Origin of the sequence: Staphylococcus sp. 17KM0847 (genome assembly GCF_013463155.1) — a bacterium.
GTDB lineage: Bacteria > Bacillota > Bacilli > Staphylococcales > Staphylococcaceae > Staphylococcus.
In genome coordinates this window covers 925,130-948,299 of the sequence record NZ_CP040781.1, presented here as the reverse complement: position 1 = coordinate 948,299, position 23,170 = coordinate 925,130, and the positions used below count along the sequence as shown (strand labels likewise).

The following is a 23,170-nucleotide window of genomic DNA, read 5'->3' as shown; positions in this document are numbered from 1 at the left end:
CACTTCATTGTTTTATATTCATCTATGCGCATAATAGCGTTCAATGATGGGACTCGTATCTCTCAGCACCAATACGTCTCTGTAAAGTCACCTTTCCATTTACTCGGTTATCCGCTTATACTTATTTTCGATTATATAAAAAGTGTTTAAACTTTGTCAATTTCTAAAAAGTCATACGGTGTTATATCTCCCATATTGATCATTGGATTAATACGATACATCGTTTCTTCTGTCAACATCAATTGATCTGACTGTATATCTTGTGCTGTCTCAACATTAAAATAAGTTTCTAAAAAAGATTGTAATTGCGTTAAACGTGCTTGTCCATTCGTATGTAAACCTATATTAAAAGCTTCAGGATCTCCAAGAAAGACGAGTGATTGCTTTGCACGCGTTAATCCTGTATATAAAATAGGCTTTTGTAGCATACGATAATATTGTTTTACAATTGGCATGATCACAATAGGAAATTCTGAACCTTGCGACTTATGAATAGAAGTACAATAAGCATGTGTGATTTCAAGTAAGTCTGATTTCATATATGTAATTTCATTGCCTTCATAATCTACAATCAGTATATCTTTATTGAGTTCATTCTCCTTTGCCCAAAATATACCTACTATCTCCCCAATATCACCGTTAAACACATTGTCATTCGGACGATTAACAAGCTGAAGCACTTTATCACCTTGACGAAACACTATATCACCGAACTGAATTTCTCGATGTGCTTCGTCTCCTTTAGGATTTAAAATATTTTGCAATACTTGATTTAATCTTTGGATGCCTGCACTACCACGATACATGGGTGCTAACACTTGAATATCCGACATCGTATAGCCTTTGCTTACTGCATTCGTTACCACTTTGTCTACAATATCTGGAATCTGGTGTGTTTGACATTGAATAAAGGAACGGTCATGATAACGTGCTGTAATATCGACATGCTGCCCCAACTTCATCCGATGTGCTAAATCAATAATACTTGAACCATCTTGTTGGCGATATACTTCTGTGAGGTTAATTCTTGGCAATACATTAGAATCAATCAAATCTTTAAACACTTGTCCGGGACCGACTGACGGGAGTTGATCTTCATCTCCTACTAATACGACTTGTGCATCAATCGGAACAGCATTCATAAACTGATGAAACAGCCATGTATCAACCATTGACATCTCATCAATAATAATTAATCGTGCATCAATTTCATGTTCCAACAAATCATCGGGTTTAGTTTCTTGATTCCAGCCGATTAAGCGATGTATCGTCATTGCTTCTAAGCCTGTTGCTTCATTTAGACGTTTAGAAGCTCGACCGGTTGGCGCAGCGAGTACAATAGGAAAGGCTTCTCCTTCATCGTAATCATCGTAATCCAATGATAAGCCATGCATCTCTGCATAAAGTTGCACAATCCCTTTAATGACTGTTGTTTTTCCAGTACCCGGTCCACCTGTTAATAGCATTATTTTATTTTGTAATGCACATTCTAATGCTTCTTTCTGTGATGTCGCATAGCTCACTTCATTTTGTGTCTCAATCTCACCAATATGTAACTGTATATCTGATAACTCAAATTGAGTTAATGATTGTTGATGTTGTGCCACTTTATACAAATTCTGCGTACTTTTAAGTTCAGAATAATATAAACTAGGCATCGCTATGACTTCATCAATATTGATTAATTTTTTCTCTTCTACCAACTGAATAAGGCATGTTTCCATTGCATCATAAGGGATTTCTATATCAATATTTTTAGATAATAATTGTGCTGCTTCATTTAATAACGCTTCTGTTGGTAAATAGGTATGACCATTTTTAATACACGTTTCTTCTACAACAAATAAAATCCCTGCCCGTAAACGATCTGAATGTGTGGGATGTAGACCCATCTGTCGTGCCAACTGATCCGCTTTATTAAAACCAACACCTCTAATATCATAGACTAATTGATAAGGATTGCGATCCAATACATTAAGTGTATCACTTTGATAAAATTTATAAATATCCATCGCAAGTTTTGCACCAAAACCAAGGTCGTTGAGTCGAATCATAATTTGTTCACTCTCTTGGTTCTGGTACACTTGATCTGCTATCGCTTGTTGCTTATCTTTAGACAATTTAGGAACTTTGGATAAGCATGAGGCATCATTCAAAATTTGTTGGATTGCATCTTCACCTAATGTATCCACAATGGTAGTAGCTGTTTTCACACCAATTCCTTTGAAGAGTGCACTTGATAAATAAGCAATAACGGAATCTTTCGTTTGCGGTAATTCTTTTTGAAAAGTTTCTGCTTTGAGTTGCTGACCATATCGAGGATGCTCAACCGTATGTCCTTTGAAAGTATAAGTTTCATCCTCTACAATGTCTGGAAAATACCCAACAATTGTGACCTCATCGTCAAAGTCTCCGTTCGTTTCATCAACTTCCACTTTTAATACTGTATAGAAGTTATCCTCATTTTGAAAAAGAATTAACATCACTTCGCCTTTAACATATGTATAATCAAAAAGTGTTGGGTTTTCCACACTTACACCTCCTGTTCATTTTTAATCATTTCAAATGTCTTTAATGCATGATGACTTAGCATATGCGTATCATCCATTTCAATGGCACGTTGAAACCCTTGTATCGCTGCGTCAATATTTTCATTTATCATATATAATGCTAATGTCAAATTGTACTGTGCATCTGCATGATGATTATCTTTTTCTAATATACGGTTCAATAATGGGATCGCTTGATCAAATAATTCAAGCTCACATAACACGAGTCCATATTGAAATTGTGCTTCAAGATCATTGAACGTGTCATCCAATTCAGATGCACGCATTAAAAATGGAAGTGCTTTATCTTTGGCATCCAACTGTACAAAAGACATACCTAGCATAAAATAAACGTCTTTTGTTTCCAACTGATTTTGTATGGCTGTTTGATAGAGTTTAACTGCTTCTTGAAAACGTGATTCATTAAAGTAAACGTTAGCTAAATTATAATAAATAACACCATTTGTAGGTTTTAAAGTTATTGCACGTTGAAAGAATCGCTCTGCTTTTTCAACTTCTCCTACCTCAGCAAGCAGAATCCCTGAATTAATATAATTTTCAACTTCTTCTGGATTTTGTTCTATATTATCAAAACACGCTTGCAAAGCACGTTCATACTGTCCTTGCTTTATTAGATTATGAATTTGTTCTTGTTCCATATGTTTTTCACCATTTATTCAATATCATTTTCACTTTATCTCTTTTATTAAACAACATAACTTAATTGACCACTGTTCTTATAAACATCGTCAATTGTCGCACCACCTAGGCAAATATCACCATCATATAGTACTACTGCTTGTCCTGGTGTGATCGCTCGAACAGGTTCATCAAAAGCGACACGGATGGCATTGTCACCATGTTTGGTTACCGTAACCCCTGTATCCTGTTGGCGATATCTAAATTTAGCTGTACATTTTAAAGGTTCCGTTAAGTCTGTATCATTAACAAAAGAAACATCAGATGCAATTAAATAATCACTATACAATGCATCATGATGAAAACCTTGTTCTACATATAGCACATTGTCTTCTAAATTTTTTCCAACAACAAACCACGGGTCACCATCTCCACCAATACCAAGTCCATGGCGTTGACCAATGGTATAATACATCAAGCCACTATGCATGCCTTTATATACGCCATTCAATGTACGCATTTCACCTGATTGTGCTGGTAAATATTGAGAGAGAAATGTTTTAAAGTTACGTTCTCCAATAAAACAAATCCCTGTTGAATCTTTTTTCTTCGCAGTTGCTAAATCTTGTTCTAATGCAATTTTACGTACTTCTTTTTTATCAATGTCACCAATTGGGAACATCACTTTTTGCAACTGTGCTTCTGTAAGTTGATTTAAGAAATAGGTCTGATCCTTATTTTGATCGATGCCTCTCAACATTTCGACACGACCGTCTTCCGTACGATGAACACGTGCATAATGACCTGTTGCCACATAGTCTGCACCCAATTTTAATGCATGTTCTAAAAAGGCTTTAAATTTAATTTCTTTATTACACATCACATCTGGATTAGGCGTGCGCCCTTTTTTATATTCATCTAAGAAATAAGTGAAAACTTTATCCCAATATTCTTGTTCAAAATTCACAGCATAGTATGGAATACCGATTTGGTTACATACCGCGATAACATCATTATAATCTTCTGTTGCTGTACATACACCATTCTCATCCGTATCATCCCAATTTTTCATAAAGATACCAATGACATCGTACCCTTGCTCTTTTAATAAATATGCAGTCACCGAACTGTCTACGCCGCCTGACATTCCGACAACGACACGTGTATTTTTATTTGTCACGCATGTTCCTCCTCTTTAAATTTTAAATATATTTTTTGTAACGCCACAATGATTTGATTCATATCCTGTTCTGTCAATGTCTCATGCAAACTAATTCGAATGGAATGTGTTACGCGTTCATCCTCGCCGTACATCGCCGACAATACATGAGAGGGTATGGTTGATCCCGCTGTACATGCCGAACCAGATGACACATAGATACCTTCTAAGTCCAGTAGTGTAAGTAATGTTTCGACATCTATAAAAGGGAAATAGAGATTGACAATATGATTCGTTGTATCCATCATCGAGCCATTCACTTCAAAAGGAATGGCTCGATTCTGTAAACCAACAAGCAATTGTTCTTTTAATTGTGCAATATGAATATTATGCGCATCACGTTGCTTATCAGCTAATGTTAGCGCTGTTGTCAGTCCAACAATTTGTGGAATATTTTCAGTACCTGCACGTCGCTTAGTTTCTTGTTCTCCACCAAGTTGTTGATACGCTATTGTTGTACCTTGTTTGATATAAAGTAATCCTGTACCTTTAGGACCTCCAAATTTATGGGCTGATAAGCTAAGTGCATCGACTTGTAAATCTTCTATATTTAACTCCAAATGCCCTGCTGCTTGAACGGCATCCGTATGAAAATAAGCATGAGGTGCTGAATCAACTATGGATTGAATGTCATAAATAGGTTGAACTGTCCCTACTTCATTGTTTACAAGCATAATAGATACTAATATTGTATCCTCTCGCAAAGCGCCTCGCAATTGTTCAAGATCCACTATACCAGACGTATCGACATCTAAATAAGTCACTTCAAAGCCCTGCTGTTCTAAATGTTCAAAAACATGTAGCACAGAGTGATGTTCAATCTTTGTCGTAATCAAGTGTTTCCCTTTGGTTTGATTCGCATATGCTATCCCTTTAATAACAGTATTGTTGGACTCTGTTGCGCCACTCGTAAAAATAATTTCAGCAGGCCGTACGTTTAAAATTTTTGCAATTGCTCGACGTGAATCGTCTAAAAAGCGACGTGCATCTCGGCCCTGTGTATGAATAGAAGACGGGTTACCGAAGTGGTTTTGATATATATCCATCATCGCATCTATCACTTCTGATTTAACTGGTGTTGTAGCAGCATAATCTGCATAAATACCCATAATATGACAGTCCTTCCTTCTCATTTTAATGTTGCTATTTTAGCACTCCATGTTTTAATTGGCTAGTAGTCTGTTCAATACAAAACAAACGAATTACTATCATTGTATGACGAATATTAAACAACTGCAATTATTGTGTAACAAGCAAGTTAAACGCTTATTCAACATTCAGATGCTATACTGATTTCAGAAAAAGAAAGGAAGGATACAATGAGTCATTTGAAATATTCAGCATTAAACCTTGTTCCTATTAGAGAGGGTGGATCAGAACATACAGCAATTGATGATATGGTCGAACTTGCAAAGACACTAGAAGATCTATCATTTGAACGTTATTGGATTGCAGAGCACCATAATGCCCCGAATCTTGTCAGCTCTGCAACAGCAATACTTATCCAACATACACTTGCACATACAGCAAATATGCGTATTGGTTCAGGTGGAATCATGTTACCCAACCATGCACCACTCGTTGTAGCAGAACAGTTCGGCACACTTAAAACGATTTACGGTGATCGTCTTGATTTAGGACTGGGACGTGCTCCCGGAACAGATATGGCAACTGCAACAGCATTGCGTAGAGAACAACATGATGGTGTCTATCGTTTTCCAGAAGAAATCGATCAACTTTTACAATATTTTGGTCCAGATACCAAACAAGGTTACGTCAAAGCCATTCCTGCTGTCGGTAAAGATATTCCGCTCTATGTATTAGGATCATCAACAGACTCTGCACATCTCGCTGCACGTAAAGGGCTTCCTTATGTCTTTGCAGGTCACTTTGCACCACAACAGATGAAAGAAGCTTTAGCCATTTATCGAGAACTATTTGAGCCTTCTGAATATTTATCAGAACCTTATATTATTGTATGTCTCAATGTCGTGATGGCTGACACAAATGATGAGGCGCATTACTTGGCAACGACGCAATCCCAAATGTTTGCAAGCATTATGAAAGGGCGTATGCAAAAAATGCAACCCCCAGTTAAAAATATTCATTCCGTATTGTCACCACATGAAGTGACATTGTCAGATGCGCGTATACGTCAATCCCTAGTAGGTGATCAAACAACTGTTGCCCAACACATCCAGGACTTTATCCATCATTATGGCAATATTGATGAAATTATGGCTGTCAGCTATATATATGACACGCAATTACAACATCGCTCTTATCGCTATTTTAAAGAAGTGATGGAGACATTAGCAATCCAATAAATCGAGTAGGAGAATAGCCATTAATTGACTATTCGTCCTCTCACACCACCAAGCGTACGGACCCGTACTTGGCGGTTCAATATCTTGCGTAAGCCAACTCTGCAAGTTCGACTAACGGTATTAGTCCCCACTTGTAGAGTTGTTTTGTTGTAAGCGCGAGATGGACTTCTTTGGTGCTTGAGAGTCGCCAATACTTCTTACGCGATTGTGCGATTTTCATGGCACTTTTATGGTCAAGTCCATATTTACGTAACATCTTGTATTTCGTTTTTGGGTTCTTCCATCTTTTGAGAATTAGTTGTCTAATGCGTCGGTTTAACCAAGATTGTAACCTCTTTATAAAATCTTTAATAAAACCTCTACCAAAGTAATTTATCCACCCTCGAGTCACTTGATTAATTTCTGTTATAATCTCTTTGAAGGTCCCTGGTCTATTTCGTTTCGTTAGACGTCTTAAGGAGTGTTTTAAATTCCCTTTGGCTTCCATAGTCGGTCTGAAACGATAAATGCCATTTACTTTGGTCATTAGACAACTCAAGAACTTTAAATGTGTGACTGCACCTACTTTACTCTTTTCCTTATTTACAATGAGTTTAAGGTCTTTTTCGATAAATTTTGTCACACTTTCCTTGACACGTTGACCTGCTCGTTTTGAACGCACAAAGATGACAAAATCATCGGCATAACGAACAAAACGATGTCCACGTTTTTCCAGTTCTTTATCTAATTCATGTAGATAGATGTTACATAGTAGCGGTGATATAACGCCACCTTGTGGCGCACCAATTTCCCTACTTTTGTAGTTACCGTTGAGGTCTATCGCTCCAACTTGTAAACTTCTACGAATGAACTTTGAAATTGCTTTATCTTGAACATGACGTTCAAATAAATACATCAACTTATCGTGGTTCAGCATGTCAAAGCACTGTTTTAAATCACAATCAACTGCGACCGAATAGCCCTCTTCATAGTACGTTGCACATTGCTTAAGTGCAGTGCCTGTACTGCGATTGGGTCTAAAGCCATGACTGTGTTTTGAGAATGTACGGTCGATTTTCTGTTCAATGACTTGTTTAATGGCTTGTTGGATAACTCTATCTCTAGCGACAGGAATTCCCAACACACGCTTTTTCCCGTTTGGTTTCGGGATTTCAACTTTCCTTACTGCTTGTGGTTTATATGTGCCATCAAGCAGTTTCTTCCTAATTTGTGGAAAGTATTGCGCAAAGTGTCCATTCAGTTCACTGACTTTCATGTCGTCAATTCCAGGTGCTCCTTTGTTTTTCTTAATTCTCTTAATCGCTTTTTCAATGTTACTTGGTCTTACAACAAGCTCCATCAGTGATGGAGACTCACGATACATTTCTTTCATTTCACCTAAGATTTACTGTACACACTTATATACCCTTTTTCGTTCCACTACTTATCTCTCTATAAGTTGCCGGTACTTACCGTTTTCTGTACATCGTAAATCTATAACCTCCATTCTTTACTTTGTATGAATATTGTTCAGTCCTTCAGTATTTCTACCTACTATGACCTCTGCTGACTTCTCATCATTCGTTGTTACTACGGCATTCTGTCGCTGATGAGACCTCCCCGGGTAAGCGTAATCACTTTCCACTCACATCACTGCATCATTTACTATATAGAACTCGGGTAGTATCGGACTTTATCGTGTTAGGCAAACTCGTCCATTCTACATAGCCTTAATATGATATTTCTGTTCGTCAGCGCGAGTGTTTGCGTCCGACTTCCTTCAGATTCCACCTCACGATGGACACCCTTGTCTTTCGCTAACAGTTCCTACTACCAAGCCTGTAACGGACTTTCACCGTCAAGTTATTACCCATGCCGGGCGCACCTAAAAATGGACATCAACCTCGTAAAGGTTGATGTCCATTTTGTATTACTTATCGCCTTTTAATTTATCGATAACATCTGTTGCCTTATCTTTCACATTTTCAACAGCTTCTTTCACTTTACCTGCTGCTTTATCGCCTTGACCTTCATTCTCTAATTGTTCATTATCTGTAACATTACCTACTGTTTCTTTTACGTTACCTTTTAATTGATCGAATTTACCTTCACCGTTTGTCATATTAATTCCCTCCATAATTGTGATTACTATTTGTATACCCTTATCAAAACACGCTAAACATCAAATGTAAATTTTTAGGCATATCATATTTTAAATATAGAACATATAGCCTTCTAACTGCTCTTGATCTTGATACTGTGCAAGTGATTGCAATGTCGTCTGATCCAACACTTCTTTGACTGCATCACGCATACGCAGCCATAATTGTTGTTGTGCTGGCGGCTCAGACTCAATACGTTCCACAATAGTTAAAGGACCTTCTAGTAAACGTATAATATCTCCTGCTGTAATTTCTTCAGCTGACAATTTGAGTTCGTAACCTCCCCTAGCACCACGTACACTTCTAATTAATCCTGCATTACGCAATGGACCTACAAGTTGTTCAAGATATAGGTCACTCAAATCATTCTCTTCTGCAATTGTTTTTAACGAGACACATCCTGTCCCTTCTCTCTTAGCTAAAGCGATCATCAATGTTAATCCATATCTACCTTTAGTTGATATCTTCATTTATCTCACCTATCCATCCTATTTGCTTAGAATATCTTTTATTTGTATTATTATAATACCATTACGAAAAGAGTACAAACGATACTCAAATCCTATATCTAACAATTTAAAATGGAGGGAGTACCATGTCAACTGAACCTTTAGCTTCACGTATGCGTCCAAGTAACATTGATGAAGTTATCGCACAACAACATCTTGTCGGCAAAACCGGTATTATTCGGCGTATGGTTAATGCACAACGCCTTTCTTCTATGATACTTTATGGTCCACCCGGCATCGGAAAAACAAGTATTGCTCAGGCGATTGCAGGTAGCACCGCCTATAAATTTCGCCAGCTCAACGCTGTGACAAACACTAAAAAAGATATGCAGATGATTGTTGAAGAAGCTAAAATGTCAGGACAAGTGATTTTATTATTAGATGAAATTCATCGCCTAGATAAAGCAAAGCAAGATTTTTTACTACCACATCTTGAAAATGGAAAAATCATTCTAATCGGAGCAACAACCTCTAATCCATATCATGCCATTAATCCAGCCATTCGTTCAAGAGCACAAATTTTCGAACTTTATTCTCTTGGTGCTGAAGATATTAAACAAGCGCTACAACGTGCATTAGAAGATGATAGAGGATTAAAAGCGTATGATGTCACTATTGAGGACGATGCTTTTGAATATTTTGCTACACAAAGTCAAGGGGATGTAAGAAGCGCACTAAACGCATTAGAACTTGCTGTGCTGAGCGCTAATCAAACACCTGCACATATTACGCTGCAAGATGCTGAAGACTGCCTACAAAGAGGGGCTTTTTTAAGTGATAAAGATGGTGATATGCATTATGATGTCATGAGTGCATTTCAAAAGTCAGTTCGTGGCAGTGATGTCGATGCTGCATTGCATTATTTAGCACGACTTATACAAGCAGGTGATTTGCCAACCATTGCTCGACGCCTATTGGTCATGAGCTATGAAGACATTGGTCTTGCCTCACCAAGTGCAGGTCAGCGGACACTGGCAGCTATTGAAGCAGCAGAACGATTAGGATTTCCAGAAGCTCGTATTCCATTAAGTCAAGCGGTTATCGAACTCTGTCTATCCCCCAAGTCAAACTCAGCAATAACTTCAATTGATCAAGCATTGTCAGACATTCGCCAAGGTCATGTTGGGCAAATTCCAGACCACCTACGTGATGGGCATTATAGTGGCGCCCAATCACTCGGTCGCGCTATTGGCTATAAATATCCCCACAACTATGACAATGGTTTTGTTGTACAACAATATCTACCTGATTCACTCAAAAACAAGCAATATTATCAACCTAAAACGACTTCAAAAGCCGAACAACAATTCAAGCATATTTATGATAATATTCAACAACAGCAAAATAAAAAGTAGGAATTAAATGGAGAAGGTTAATCCTATGTTCGAACAAGAAGATAGAAAAAAGACGTGGTGAGATGGTATATGCTGTCTCACCTTTTTTGGTATACAAAAAGTGTATATGTCTCTATAATTTTAAGTTCCTAAACCCAAATTAAAGGAGACATGATGCGCCTATGTACAATGATATATTAAAATGACTTAAAATAAAAAACAAAATATACAAGTGGTAGATGTTCAAGATAATGTTGAAGTACGAGGCAACTTTCCACAGTCATTTATGGCACACTTCATTCAATGATGAACTGCCCACAATTCAATAATGATCGTATTGAAGGGATCAACAATAAAATCAAGTGAATTAAACGTGTCTCGTATGGCTATCGAAATTTTGATAACTTCAAAGCACCCATACTGTTGATCTTCAAGCTGTATCAACACCCCGTCAAGGATAGACTCACACGTTATGTTGCTTAAATGTTACGTAGTAATAGCTAGAACGATTTCTTGTGTTGTCGTATGTATTTAGAATCATGAAAACATCGTTTCTATTGCGAGACTCCTTGCAGATTAAGCCGAAGTGAGAAATCCAGAAACGCTTCTAAATACTTCAAATAAAAGCGTTTATGAGTTCGAGCGAGGCCTGCAGGAAAGCGAGCAATCAAGAAACGATGGTACTGAAAAAGCGCACAACCCATCAAGATTATACGCTTCGACATGCCTAGCTATTTCTACGTATATGAAATTATCATAAAAATAAAACGAAGTACTTTCAATGATCTATCCACCACAGAAGATGGACAGCCGAAAAAAGACATAGAAAAAATAATCCTAAATCAAGATGTCACTATCTGTAAAAAACAATAGGTGACTGAATTGAAAATGTGTTTTAACAAGCTTTTTCACATCCAGTCACCTTTGCCAATGTAGGACTACGAAAGCTTTTTATAAAATGAGCAGTCTATCCTACTGTTTATTTAAACTATTTATCTTTAATACGTGTCACAGGTATATCTTCTACAACTTTATTACAGACGTAGCTTGCTAGTATTAAACCTACAACACTTGGTACGAAAGCATTAGATGATGGGGGCATTTGTGCTTTACGGTTTTTCCCCTGCGCATCTCCGACTACTGCTTTAACATCTTCACGAATGACGATAGGACTTTCATCCGAGAACACGACCGGTATGCCTCGATAAATCCCCTTCTTTTTTAATTTTTGACGGATAATGCGTGCAATAGGATCAACATGCGTTTTTGAAATATCTGCAATTTTAAAACGTGTCGGATCTATCTTATTTGCTGCACCCATGCTTGATATAATATCAATCCCCCGCTCTAAACATTGTTCCATTATATGCACCTTATAAATAATTGTATCACTTGCATCAACAATATAATCAATATCATAATCTGCAAATAATTGTTCGTATGTTTCTTCAGTATAAAACATATGCAGTGGTGTTACTTTGCAATCTGGATTGATAAGCTTAATGCGCTCTTCCATGAGTGTCACTTTACTTTGACCGATTGTTGTGGTTAAAGCATGAAGTTGACGATTGACATTTGTAATATCGACATCATCTTTATCAATTAATATAATATGTCCAATATTCGTACGTGCCAGTGCTTCTGCTGCAAAAGAACCTACACCTCCGACACCTAAAACAGCGACGGTTGTATTTTTAAGACGCTCGAGTCCTTCTTGACCAATTGCGAGTTCATTTCGTGAAAATTGATGCTTCATTGTTTACTCCTTTAATTAGCGATCTGTTTAATAATGCTCCTTAGTTATTCTAACATAAAATACGATTTCTTAGACGTTATCCATACCAATGAATAGAAAACTTAATATCTTAAAAAACAATCATCATGCCTTTCCTGAATTGTAGTTCTCAATCATAATATACAATACGCATTTCATTCACTTGGTCTTATCATTAATCCCTTTAATATCGCATTATTCTATGCCTCAGTATGGTCTTAGATATCTACCACTTGTCTATTTTTATCTTTTATTTAATATATCCAAAAAAGGTGAGACAGCATATGCCATCTCACCACAAAAAATACGCAAGGCATAATGCCTTGCGTACCGATAGAATCCGTGGATACCGTAGTTTAAAGTGCTTGATCATTTTGGCCTGCTAAGTACAGGTGGGTGCCCTGTTTCTTGTTTAGCACGTCCTCCTTGAGAGGCGTGTGCGCTGCAAGAAAACCCATTGGGCTCCCTGATCAATGAGTGTTAGGTCAAAATACATAAAGCGAACTTACGCATATCCTAGACGACTATCTTATACATCTATCTTAACACAATCTTTAGAATAAGCAAGCATAATCCATTGCTGCTCCACACTTTATATGCCCTTAATCCTCTTCTCGTTAATGTTTAATGCGTAAAGATAATTCGTCTAATTGACGTTCTGATACCGTACCCGGTGCATCTGTCAATAAGTCTGTGGCAGATGCTGTTTTAGGGAATGCGATCGTATCACGTAAATTTGTACGACCTGTAAGTAGCATAACCAAACGATCCAGACCAAGTGCAATACCACCATGTGGCGGTGCACCATATTTAAAAGCATCTAACAAGAATCCAAACTGTTCTGTTGCTGCTTCTTCAGTAAAGCCAAGTGCTTTGAACATCTTTTGTTGTAGTTCACCATCATGAATACGAATTGAACCGCCACCTAGTTCATAGCCATTTAATACAATGTCGTATGCTTGTGCTTGTGCCGTCTCTGGTGCTGTCTCCAATTTGTCAACATCTTCTGTCTTAGGTGATGTGAAAGGATGATGTGCAGCAACATAACGATGTGCTTCTTCGTCATATTCTAATAAAGGCCAATCCGTTACCCATAAGAAGTTCAAAGCTGTTGGATCAATGAGTCCACGCTCTTTACCAAGTTTGTTACGCAATGCACCTAAACTTTGAGCAACAACATCTTTAGAATCTGCAACAAATAATACGAGATCACCAGCTTGAGCACCCGTTAATGTTTGCAACTGTTCAACATGTGCTTCTTCAAAGAAACGTGCAATCGGTCCGTTCAGTCCTTCTTCTACAACTTTAACCCATGCAAGACCTTTTGCACCGTAAATATTCACAAACTCTGTTAAGCCATCAATATCTTTACGCGTGTAATCTTTGGCTGCACCTTCTACTACGATTGCTTTGACTTGTCCTCCATTTTCAACGGCACCTTTAAATACTTTGAAATCCATTGTTTCGCCTAGTTCAGATACATCGATAAGTTCCATACCAAAACGTGTATCTGGCTTATCACTACCGTAACGTTCCATTGCTTCAGCGTAAGTCATACGTGGAAATGCATCTGTTAATGTAACACCTTTCACTTCAGATACAACACGTTTTAACATATCTTCACCTAAAGCCATTACATCTTCTTGCTCAACAAAGCTCATCTCAATATCGATTTGTGTAAATTCAGGTTGACGATCTGCACGCAAGTCTTCATCTCGGAAGCATTTTGCAACTTGATAATACTTATCAAAGCCGCTAATCATTAATAACTGTTTAAACAACTGTGGTGATTGTGGTAATGCATAAAACTCACCATCATGTACACGTGATGGTACAAGATAGTCACGCGCACCCTCTGGCGTTGACTTCGTTAATACTGGTGTTTCCACATCATAAAATCCTGCCTCGTCTAAGTAACGTCGAATAGCTTGTGTTGTTTGATGACGCATTTTAAATGTTTCAGCAAACTTTTCACGTCGCAAATCTAAATAACGATATTTTAAACGTATATTTTCATCTACTGTAATGTTTTCTTCATTTATCGCAAATGGTGGTGTTTCAGATTTGTTAATAATATTTAGCGTTTTGGCTTGTACTTCAACACGACCTGTTTTAATTTTAGGGTTGACTGTTTCTTCATCCCGCTTTGTGACTGTACCTGTCACTTCTACAACATACTCAGAACGTACACGCTCAGCAACTGCTAAGGCATCTGCTGAAAAATCTGGGTTAAATACAACTTGTACATAACCTTCACGATCGCGTACATCGATGAAAATCAATCCACCAAGGTCACGTCTATTATGTACCCATCCTTTCAATGTGACTTCTTGTCCTAAAAATGCTTCTGTTACTAATCCACAATATGTCGTTCGTTGTGTCATGTTATAGCCCTCCATTAATATATTTTGTAATATCATCAAATTTTATCGTTTCTGATTCGCCAGTTGTCATATTTTTAATCGCAACTTGTTGTTGTTCAAGCTCTTGATCTCCAATAACGATTGTATATCGTGCCGCGAGTCGGTCAGCTTGCTTCATCTGTCCTTTTAACTTACGACCCAAATAATCTTTATCTGCTTTAATACCTGCATGACGCAATTCATTTAAAAGTACAACTGCATAATTATCAGCTGATTGACCCATTGTTGCGATAAAGAGATCAATATGGTTGTGCATTGGTAATTCAATACCTTCTGCCTCTAATGCCAACAGCAAACGTTCGATACTCAATGCGAAACCAATACCTGTTTGCTGTGGTCCATCTAATAATTCAAGCAAACCATTATAACGACCGCCACCACATAATGTCGTAATCGCACCATCATAATCAGAACTGTCCATCATCACCTCAAAAGCCGTGTGTGTATAATAATCCAGTCCTCGCACAAGGTTTGGATCTACAACATACGGAATATTCAAACGGTCTAAATGTGCTTTTACTGCTTCAAAATATGCTTTTGATGTTTCATTTAAATACTCTGTAATAGCTGGTGCTGTTTTCATTTCTGGTTTGTCTCTATCTACTTTGCAATCCAAAATGCGCATCGGATTGGTATCAATTCGTTTTTGACAATCTGAGCAATAATTATGAATAACCGGCTTAAAATGTGCTTTTAAAGCTTCTTGGTATTCAATACGAGACGCTGCATCCCCAATACTGTTGATCACAAGTTTTAAGTTTTTCAAACCAAAAGATTGGTAGATATGCATGACCATTGCAAGCACTTCTGCGTCTATACTTGGGTTTTCTGCCCCAATTGCTTCTACTCCAAATTGATTAAATTGACGATAGCGCCCTTTTTGTTTACGTTCATAACGAAACATAGGTCCGTTATAATAAAGTTTTACCGGTTGATTGGCTAAACCTTGCATTTTATTTTCAATATAACTGCGTACAACTGCTGCTGTACCTTCTGGGCGTAACGTAATACTACGATCTCCCTTATCCTTAAATGTATACATTTCTTTTTGAACGACGTCTGTCGAATCTCCTACACCACGTGCAAAAAGTTCTGTACTTTCAAAAATCGGTGTTCGAATTTCTTGATAATTGTACTGTGCCATCAGCTCATGTAAACGCGATTCAATATAACGCCACTGTGATGATGTTTCTGGTAAAATATCTTGCGTCCCTCGTGGAATATTAATCATCTCTATCCCTCTCCTATCGAATAATTTATGACATACCACTTTTCAATACTCAGCATTATTTTAAAATAGCAAAACGCCCCTTATATGCTCATCACATATAAGGGACGTCTTCATGCCGTGTTGCCACCCTCATTAAGATTGTGTTCTTATCGAAATAACAATCTTCACTCTTTAGCGGATAACATACGCAACACGACTTTATTCTCATAAAGTACCTCTTCTTGTGTTCGAGTCATATCATCGGATGGTTTGTCTTGCAGCCTCGGACAAACTCTCTTTCGATTACAGCCTTCACATCTTATGATACACCGGCAAGAATACATACGGTTTTATTTATAAAATTCATTTACAATCATAACTGTTTTCATAGTATTTTTCAAGCTATTGATTTAAGAAATAATATTTCAATCCATCAACAACTGCCGTTTCAACAATATAGCGATGGTTTTGATCGTTCATCAGCACTTCATCAGTTGGATTACTAATATAGCCTAGCTCTAATAAAACAGCTGGTTTTTTCGTTTGACGTAATACTTGATAATTTTCTTGCCTTGCACCTCTATCAGACAATAGCGTTTTTTTCTGTATCGTTGCAGCTAAAGTTTCAGCCAATACTTCTTGTTTATCATGATACCAATAAACCGTTGCGCCATTTGCACCAGAAGATTCAAGTGCATCGTTATGAATACTTAAAAAAACATCACCCGTTGCCTTACGATTCTTCAATTTGACGTATGTATCATCGCTACGTGTTAACTTTACCTTAGCCCCTTCTTTTTCAAGGCGTTTTTTAAGTTCTAGACTTGTTTTTAAAGTGACATCTTTTTCTAAAGTTTTTTTCCCTGTATGGCTTGATGCACCTTGATCGCCACCGCCATGACCGGGATCAATGACAATCACTTTATTTTTCAAAGGGCGTGCATTGGGATCGACATCTTCTTTAATATCTAGTTGCGTATGCCATCCTGCAATCCAGCCCTTACGTTTGTGATCAGATGACATGACTTCTAACCATTTGCCTTGACGCGAAACAATGTCAAATGTTTCTCCTTTTTTCACTTCATAAAGTACTGGATATGCAGCATTAGGTCCCGTACGTATTTCTGCATCTTCTACCATACGCAACTTCTTATCATTTCCTGAATTCAATCCTATAAAAACGAATGCAATCATTAATAACAATAAAATACACAATGCAACAATATATACACGCTTAGGATTTATTTTTTTGTTTCTAAGCCATCTATCAAACTTTCTCATACAATTTTGCCATTTTCACTTTCATAAATAATCGTTACAGGTCCATCATTTTGTATATCAACTAACATGTCCGTTCCAAAAGCTCCTGTTTCGACCTGCAAGTCGAAATTGCGTAAAGCAGCGTTGAATTGCTCATATAATTCATTCGCTTCATCGGGTGACATCGCACGTGAAAAACCGGGGCGATTCCCCTTTCTTACATCAGCATAAAGTGTAAATTGAGAAATAGATAATACTTCACCTTTTATTTGTTGAATGTTTAAATTAAGTTTTCCTGTTTCATCTTCAAAAATACGTGCGTTAGCAATTTTTTTAGACAATACTTCAACATCTGCTGTTGTATCTCCTTCTGCTACACCGACTAATAGGCAAAGCCCCGTCGAAATACGATTATGAATTGTATCATTCGTAACAGCTGCTGATTTGACACGTTGAACGACAATTTTCATAATGAGACACTCCTAATTCCAAACTCGTGTGACCGTATAAATATCTCCGAGTTGTTTAATTTTATCTGCCACTTTAAACACTTCATGTACATTTTTTACCATAATACTTAAATGAATAACAGCATTTTTATCAATATCAGACTTACCTGACACTTTTATTAGATGACTCGACGTGCTATTGACAGCTTGTAAAACTTCATTGAGTAAACCATTGCGATCATACGCAGTCACTTCTAAATCAACTTGATATTTCTGTGCTGCATTTTTAGATTTAACCCACTCTACATCGATAAGTCGTTCATCTTCATTTTTGATATTCGGGCAGTCTGTTCGATGCACTTTAATACCATGTCCTTTAGTAATATATCCTAAAATCTTATCCCCTGGTATCGGATTACAGCATTTAGACAACTTGATTAATACATTATCTAGCCCCTCAACATAAACACCTGAATCCGTCGTGATGTGATCTTTAATCGGTACAGATTTGGTCACTTCTTGTGCTTGGTTCAATGCTTTTTGTTTATTTTCAATACGAATACGTTCCGTCAATTTATTTACAATTTGTAATGAAGTGACACCACCAAAACCAACCGCTGCGTATAAGTCGGATTCATTTGCAAAATTGTATTTTTCATTAACGATTTTAATGTTCGCTTCCGTCAATACTTCATCGACTTTGAACCCTTGTTCTTTCAATTCTGCTTCAATCATAAACTTACCTTTTTCAATATTTGAGGAACGATCTTGTTTTTTAAAGAAACTCTTAATTTTACTTTTAGCACTTGATGAACGTACAATTTTCAACCAATCTCGACTCGGACCATACGAATGTTTACTTGTTCGAATTTCGACAATATCGCCTGTTTGAAGGACATAATCAATCGGTACGATCTTACCATTGACCTTTGCACCAATCATTTTATTTCCTACTTCACTATGAATCGCATATGCAAAATCAATCGGTACGGCACCATATGGTAATTCGATCACATCACTCGCAGGCGTAAAAGCATATACTTTGTCACTCTGTAAATCAAACTTCAAAGATTCAATAAATTCTTGTGCGTCTGAAGAAGTATGATCTGTTTCAGCAATTTCTTTTAACCAATTCAGCTTTTTATTATATGTTTCATTGTCTTGTGTAACTTGTTTTCCCTCTTTATATGCCCAATGTGCAGCGACACCATGTTCTGCAATTTCATGCATTTCAAAGGTACGGATTTGGATTTCAAGCGGATCTCCATTAGGACCTACGACCGTTGTATGCAAAGACTGGTACATATTTTGTTTGGGCATAGCAATATAATCTTTAAAACGACCAGGCATAGGTTTCCATAATGTATGTACAAGACCTAACACGGCATAACAATCTTTAATTGAATGAACAATGACACGTACAGCTAACAAGTCAAAGATTTGATCAAACTGTTTTTTTTGTTTTATCATTTTACGGTAAATGCTATAAATGTGTTTCGGACGCCCATTGATCTCACCATTAATATCCATAATATCCATTTCTTTACGAATATTTTGGATTGCATTATCAATATAGGCTTCTCTTTCACTTCGTTTTTTCTTCATGAGATTGACAATTCTAAAATATTGAACATTATCAATATAACGTAAAGCAATATCTTCTAATTCCCACTTAATTGTATTAATCCCTAAACGATGCGCAAGTGGTGCATAGATTTCTAATGTTTCTTTAGAAATTCTAATTTGTTTTTCACGTGGCATTGCACGTAATGTTCGCATATTATGAAGTCTATCCGCTAACTTTACAAGAATTACACGTACATCTTTTGCAATTGCAATAAATAATTTACGATGATTTTCAGCCTGTTGTTCTTCTTTTGAACGGTACTTTACTTTTTTTAACTTTGTAACACCGTCAACAATTGTCGCAATCTCTACATTGAACATCTCTGCAACATCATTAAATGTATAGGGTGTATCCTCTATCACATCATGTAGAAATCCCGCTACAATCGTTGGTCCATCTAAATGCATCTCTGTTAATATGCCTGCCACTTGGATTGGATGCATAATATATGGCAAGCCGTTTTTACGAAATTGTCCTTCATGTGCTTTGTATGCGATATGATAACTTTTTAATACATAGGCATACTGCTCCTCACTAAGATATGTTTTAGCTTTATGTAGCACCTCATCCGCACTATATGGATATTCGTTGTTCATGTGGACACCCCCGACGTTATCAATAATACTTCTATCATACTACATGCGTAATCATAATTGAACTATATGACGTATCTTTTTATCTTATCATGTTTCAAAGATGAAGTATAAAATCTGATTTTTCATGCATAGCATAAGTACAATAAAAACAATACATATTTCAAGTACTCAAAATTTCTTTATATGTTCAACTCTCACTTATGTATCATTTCTTATATCAATGAAAAACCCTTGCTACATCTATATAGCAAGGGCTGATATCTTTTCGATTGTAATATTTCAATACAACGACAGTAGTTTATTCGTCATATGAAATCAAACACATCACATCGTAGTCTTTAATTTTATCCATTCCTTTTAAATAAGCAAGCTCGATAATAAATGCGATACCTGCGACAATACCACCCTGTTGTTCCACTAATCGAATCGCCGCTTCAATCGTTCCACCTGTTGCCAATAAATCATCTGTAATGAGTACACGTTGTCCGGGTTTAATGGCATCTGCATGCATAGTCAGGACATTACTGCCATATTCCAAATCATATTCATAACGAATCACTTCTCGTGGGAGTTTGCCTTCTTTGCGTACGGGTGCAAAGCCAATCCCCATTGCATAAGCGACTGGGCAACCAATAATAAACCCTCGCGCCTCTGGACCAACGACAATATCTACATTTTTTTCTTTTGCATATTTAACGATTTGGTCGGTTGCATAACCATACGCTTCACCATTATCCATAATCGTTGTGATATCTTTAAAACTTACACCTTTTTTAGGCCAGTCTTGTACTTCAGACACATATTGTTTTAAGTCCATGTATATCCTCCTAATTCGCACGTGACAGTTCTTTTTCGATTGCAACTTGCACTGCACGAAATTCATCATAAAGTAAATATTTTTCTACTTCCATACGCTGTAAACGTGCTTGATAGACTCGACTTGATGTAATATCACGTTTATCAGACTGTGTTACCACTTCAATTATACCATCTTTTTGTGTAATAAGATTTAAGTCGAGAAAAACTTTTAAGATAAATTTAAGCATGTCCGGTTTGATGTTCAAATGCTGACATAAAGCAACACCCTCTTGTGCAAGATTGGTTTTGCCTCTTTGCAATATTGCTTTATAACATGCTTTGAACTGTGCTTTTGGTGGCATACCTTCAAAATAAATCGAACGCTCATGTGCAAAAACGAGGTAAATTTGCGAAGCTGATAAATTTTGAAATGCTGCTCTAAAGTCTTCCATCGTCAATGGTAAGTCGAGTAGAACACATTTATCATACATTTCGGGTATTGACTCACCATAATAAAACTCGTTTTCTTTCTTTTTATCACGACTTGGGTGAATGCAGTAGCAAACCTGAGCGTCATCATCAAAATGTGGCAACTTTTTACTTTTACTGCGATAATCTAAGATTTGGCGCTCATCACTTGCAATATCTGTTAATACCATTTGCGCTGAACGGTTGCCATTCCATTCATTAACTTGTAACGCTCCGATGACATCAATCGTTTGACCTACCATCAATTCACCAGCTAATGCACCTTGATTCCAATATAGTCCTTGTAAGTTTTGTTGTACATCAAAAGAGACTTTAAGATGGTTTTGTTGTTGACCAATCGCCTTGACCTGTTTAATTGGCATATGATTGAGTTGTAAAATAGGCTTTTGAAACCCTGTACCAAACGGACGCAAGCGATTGAGTGCTTGAATATTGTCAACAGTAATATCTTCAACGGCCAATACAGCATCTACAGATTGTGTCGGCTGTAACGAAACACCTTCATATTGTTTATCCATCCATTTGTTTAGATTTTGACGTAATACTTCTATATTTTCAATGGATAACGTTAAACCTGCAGCCATGTGGTGTCCACCGAACTTATCGATCCAATCAGACTGCTGAGAAAGTGCCTCGAACATTGAAACTTGCTCAATACTACGAGCAGAGCCTTTTGCGTGTGCTTGGCTTTCATCTATATTTAATACCATTGTAGGTAAGTGATATGTTTCAACAATTCGTGAAGCAACAATACCCAATACCCCTTCATGCCAATCTCGTTGGGCTAACACTAAAAAGCGATCCCCACGTTCGACATAATCTTCTGCCATAGCTAAAGCTTCTTCAGCAATTTGGCTTACGATATCTTTACGCTCCTGATTAAAGTGTGCTACTTGTTCCGCTAAAAAGTGTGCCTCTTCTTCATCTTCTGCCATCAGCAACTCAACAGCAAGTTGCGCATCTTCTAATCTCCCTACTGCATTTAATCGAGGTCCTATTAAAAAGCCTATTGTCTCTTCTGTAATCTCATCTTCATAGCTTGCCTCTTTAAGCAGTGCCGTAATAGAGAGGGGTCTGTGCTCATTTAAGTATTGTAAACCTCTTTTAACAATTAAGCGATTTTCATCTGTAAGTGGTACTAAGTCAGCTACTGTCCCAATTGCTGCAAGCCCCCAATAGGTATGAGGAATGTCATGTTGCAATAGCGCCTCTGCTACTTTAAGTGCCACACCAGCACCACATAAATGGCGACATGGATAGTTATATTCTGGATGCATAGGATGAACAATCGCATATGCATTCGGAAGTGTTTCACCGATTTCATGATGGTCTGTCACAATAACATCTACCCCGAGTGACTGTACAATATCAATTTCGTGATGTCCTTGAATGCCGTTATCAACGGTAATAATCAATGAGACCCCTTCATCAACAGCATTGCGAAAAGCATGTTCACTCGGACCGTATCCCTCTGTAAAGCGATTTGGAATATACCAGCCAACAACTGCACCTAATCGGCGTAAGGCATCTACCATAATGGTTGTTGAAGTGACACCGTCTGCATCATAATCACCGTAAACAAGAATCGGGGCCTCTTCATCGATTGCTTGCTGAATACGTGTAACAGCTTTAGAAATATCACTTAATAAATGAACATCATGTTGCGTATCAGGTGCTAACAATTGTGCAATCTCATGTTCACTTACAATCCCTTTTCCTTCCAAAATGTGTTGCATAATTGGCGTAATATTAAATTGTTGAATAACATCCTGACTGATTGTTTGGTCATTATGACTTGTAAGCCATTGATATTTTGGTCGTATCAT

17 protein-coding genes, 1 other RNA gene and 1 pseudogene are annotated in these 23,170 nt (G+C 37.2%); 3 read left to right on the top strand and 16 right to left on the bottom strand.

Features of this window, described 5'->3' with window-relative positions; all coding sequences use genetic code 11:
- Window positions 1-146: 146 nt before the first annotated feature.
- The 4 genes from recD2 to FGL66_RS04445 are packed head-to-tail and all read right to left on the bottom strand — an operon-like array spanning window position 147 to window position 5,516.
- Complete coding sequence (gene recD2, locus FGL66_RS04460) at window positions 147-2,531, bottom strand: SF1B family DNA helicase RecD2 (protein WP_180810387.1); 2,385 nt, start codon at window positions 2,529-2,531, stop codon at window positions 147-149.
- A gap of 2 nt (window positions 2,532-2,533) precedes the next feature.
- Window positions 2,534-3,208 carry a tetratricopeptide repeat protein gene (locus tag FGL66_RS04455; RefSeq protein WP_180810386.1) on the bottom strand — a complete coding sequence of 225 codons (675 nt, stop codon included), beginning with the start codon at window positions 3,206-3,208 and terminating at the stop codon, window positions 2,534-2,536.
- 47 nt (window positions 3,209-3,255) lie between these two features.
- On the bottom strand, window positions 3,256-4,368 hold the full coding sequence (mnmA, locus tag FGL66_RS04450) for a tRNA 2-thiouridine(34) synthase MnmA (RefSeq protein ID WP_180810385.1): 1,113 nt from the start codon (window positions 4,366-4,368) through the stop codon (window positions 3,256-3,258).
- Window positions 4,365-5,516 carry a cysteine desulfurase family protein gene (locus FGL66_RS04445; RefSeq protein WP_180810384.1) on the bottom strand — a complete coding sequence of 384 codons (1,152 nt, stop codon included), beginning with the start codon at window positions 5,514-5,516 and terminating at the stop codon, window positions 4,365-4,367. Before FGL66_RS04445 ends, mnmA begins: the two co-directional genes overlap by 4 nt.
- A 210-nt stretch (window positions 5,517-5,726) precedes the next feature.
- Here FGL66_RS04445 and FGL66_RS04440 point away from each other — a divergent pair, with 210 nt between their 5' ends.
- Complete coding sequence (locus FGL66_RS04440; protein ID WP_180810383.1) at window positions 5,727-6,734, top strand: LLM class flavin-dependent oxidoreductase; 1,008 nt, start codon at window positions 5,727-5,729, stop codon at window positions 6,732-6,734.
- A gap of 76 nt (window positions 6,735-6,810) precedes the next feature.
- Here FGL66_RS04440 and ltrA read toward each other — a convergent pair whose 3' ends face one another.
- The 3 genes from ltrA to cymR form a co-directional block, all read right to left on the bottom strand.
- Window positions 6,811-8,097 (bottom strand): group II intron reverse transcriptase/maturase, encoded by a 1,287-nt coding sequence (ltrA, locus tag FGL66_RS04435; protein WP_180810382.1) that lies wholly within the window; start codon window positions 8,095-8,097, stop codon window positions 6,811-6,813.
- Between the two features lie 546 nt (window positions 8,098-8,643).
- On the bottom strand, window positions 8,644-8,835 hold the full coding sequence (locus tag FGL66_RS04430) for a CsbD family protein (protein ID WP_180810381.1): 192 nt from the start codon (window positions 8,833-8,835) through the stop codon (window positions 8,644-8,646).
- Between the two features lie 90 nt (window positions 8,836-8,925).
- Complete coding sequence (gene cymR / locus FGL66_RS04425; protein WP_180810380.1) at window positions 8,926-9,345, bottom strand: cysteine metabolism transcriptional regulator CymR; 420 nt, start codon at window positions 9,343-9,345, stop codon at window positions 8,926-8,928.
- A 125-nt stretch (window positions 9,346-9,470) separates the two neighbouring features.
- Here cymR and FGL66_RS04420 point away from each other — a divergent pair, with 125 nt between their 5' ends.
- Both FGL66_RS04420 and FGL66_RS04415 read left to right on the top strand, forming a co-directional pair.
- On the top strand, window positions 9,471-10,739 hold the full coding sequence (locus FGL66_RS04420) for a replication-associated recombination protein A (protein ID WP_180810379.1): 1,269 nt from the start codon (window positions 9,471-9,473) through the stop codon (window positions 10,737-10,739).
- A 294-nt stretch (window positions 10,740-11,033) separates the two neighbouring features.
- Window positions 11,034-11,201, top strand: a pseudogene (locus tag FGL66_RS04415) (transposase); the annotation flags it as partial.
- Window positions 11,202-11,706: 505 nt separating this feature from the next.
- Here the strand turns inward: FGL66_RS04415 and FGL66_RS04410 are convergent.
- The 9 genes from FGL66_RS04410 to recJ form a co-directional block, all read right to left on the bottom strand.
- Window positions 11,707-12,474 carry a tRNA threonylcarbamoyladenosine dehydratase gene (locus tag FGL66_RS04410; protein ID WP_180810378.1) on the bottom strand — a complete coding sequence of 256 codons (768 nt, stop codon included), beginning with the start codon at window positions 12,472-12,474 and terminating at the stop codon, window positions 11,707-11,709.
- A gap of 351 nt (window positions 12,475-12,825) precedes the next feature.
- Window positions 12,826-13,018: non-coding RNA, 6S RNA (ssrS, locus tag FGL66_RS04405), on the bottom strand.
- Window positions 13,019-13,109: 91 nt separating this feature from the next.
- On the bottom strand, window positions 13,110-14,876 hold the full coding sequence (gene aspS, locus FGL66_RS04400; protein WP_180810377.1) for an aspartate--tRNA ligase: 1,767 nt from the start codon (window positions 14,874-14,876) through the stop codon (window positions 13,110-13,112).
- 1 nt (window position 14,877) lies between these two features.
- The gene (gene hisS, locus FGL66_RS04395) at window positions 14,878-16,146 is read right to left on the bottom strand and encodes a histidine--tRNA ligase (protein WP_180810376.1); all 1,269 of its coding nucleotides are present in this window, start codon (window positions 16,144-16,146) and stop codon (window positions 14,878-14,880) included.
- Between the two features lie 381 nt (window positions 16,147-16,527).
- Window positions 16,528-17,406 carry an N-acetylmuramoyl-L-alanine amidase family protein gene (locus tag FGL66_RS04390; protein WP_180810375.1) on the bottom strand — a complete coding sequence of 293 codons (879 nt, stop codon included), beginning with the start codon at window positions 17,404-17,406 and terminating at the stop codon, window positions 16,528-16,530.
- On the bottom strand, window positions 17,403-17,855 hold the full coding sequence (dtd, locus tag FGL66_RS04385) for a D-aminoacyl-tRNA deacylase (RefSeq protein ID WP_180810374.1): 453 nt from the start codon (window positions 17,853-17,855) through the stop codon (window positions 17,403-17,405). Before dtd ends, FGL66_RS04390 begins: the two co-directional genes overlap by 4 nt.
- Window positions 17,856-17,867: 12 nt before the next feature.
- The gene (locus tag FGL66_RS04380) at window positions 17,868-20,057 is read right to left on the bottom strand and encodes a RelA/SpoT family protein (RefSeq protein WP_180810373.1); all 2,190 of its coding nucleotides are present in this window, start codon (window positions 20,055-20,057) and stop codon (window positions 17,868-17,870) included.
- Window positions 20,058-20,355: 298 nt separating this feature from the next.
- The gene (locus tag FGL66_RS04375) at window positions 20,356-20,874 is read right to left on the bottom strand and encodes an adenine phosphoribosyltransferase (RefSeq protein WP_180810372.1); all 519 of its coding nucleotides are present in this window, start codon (window positions 20,872-20,874) and stop codon (window positions 20,356-20,358) included.
- A 10-nt stretch (window positions 20,875-20,884) separates the two neighbouring features.
- Complete coding sequence (gene recJ, locus FGL66_RS04370) at window positions 20,885-23,170, bottom strand: single-stranded-DNA-specific exonuclease RecJ (RefSeq protein WP_180810371.1); 2,286 nt, start codon at window positions 23,168-23,170, stop codon at window positions 20,885-20,887.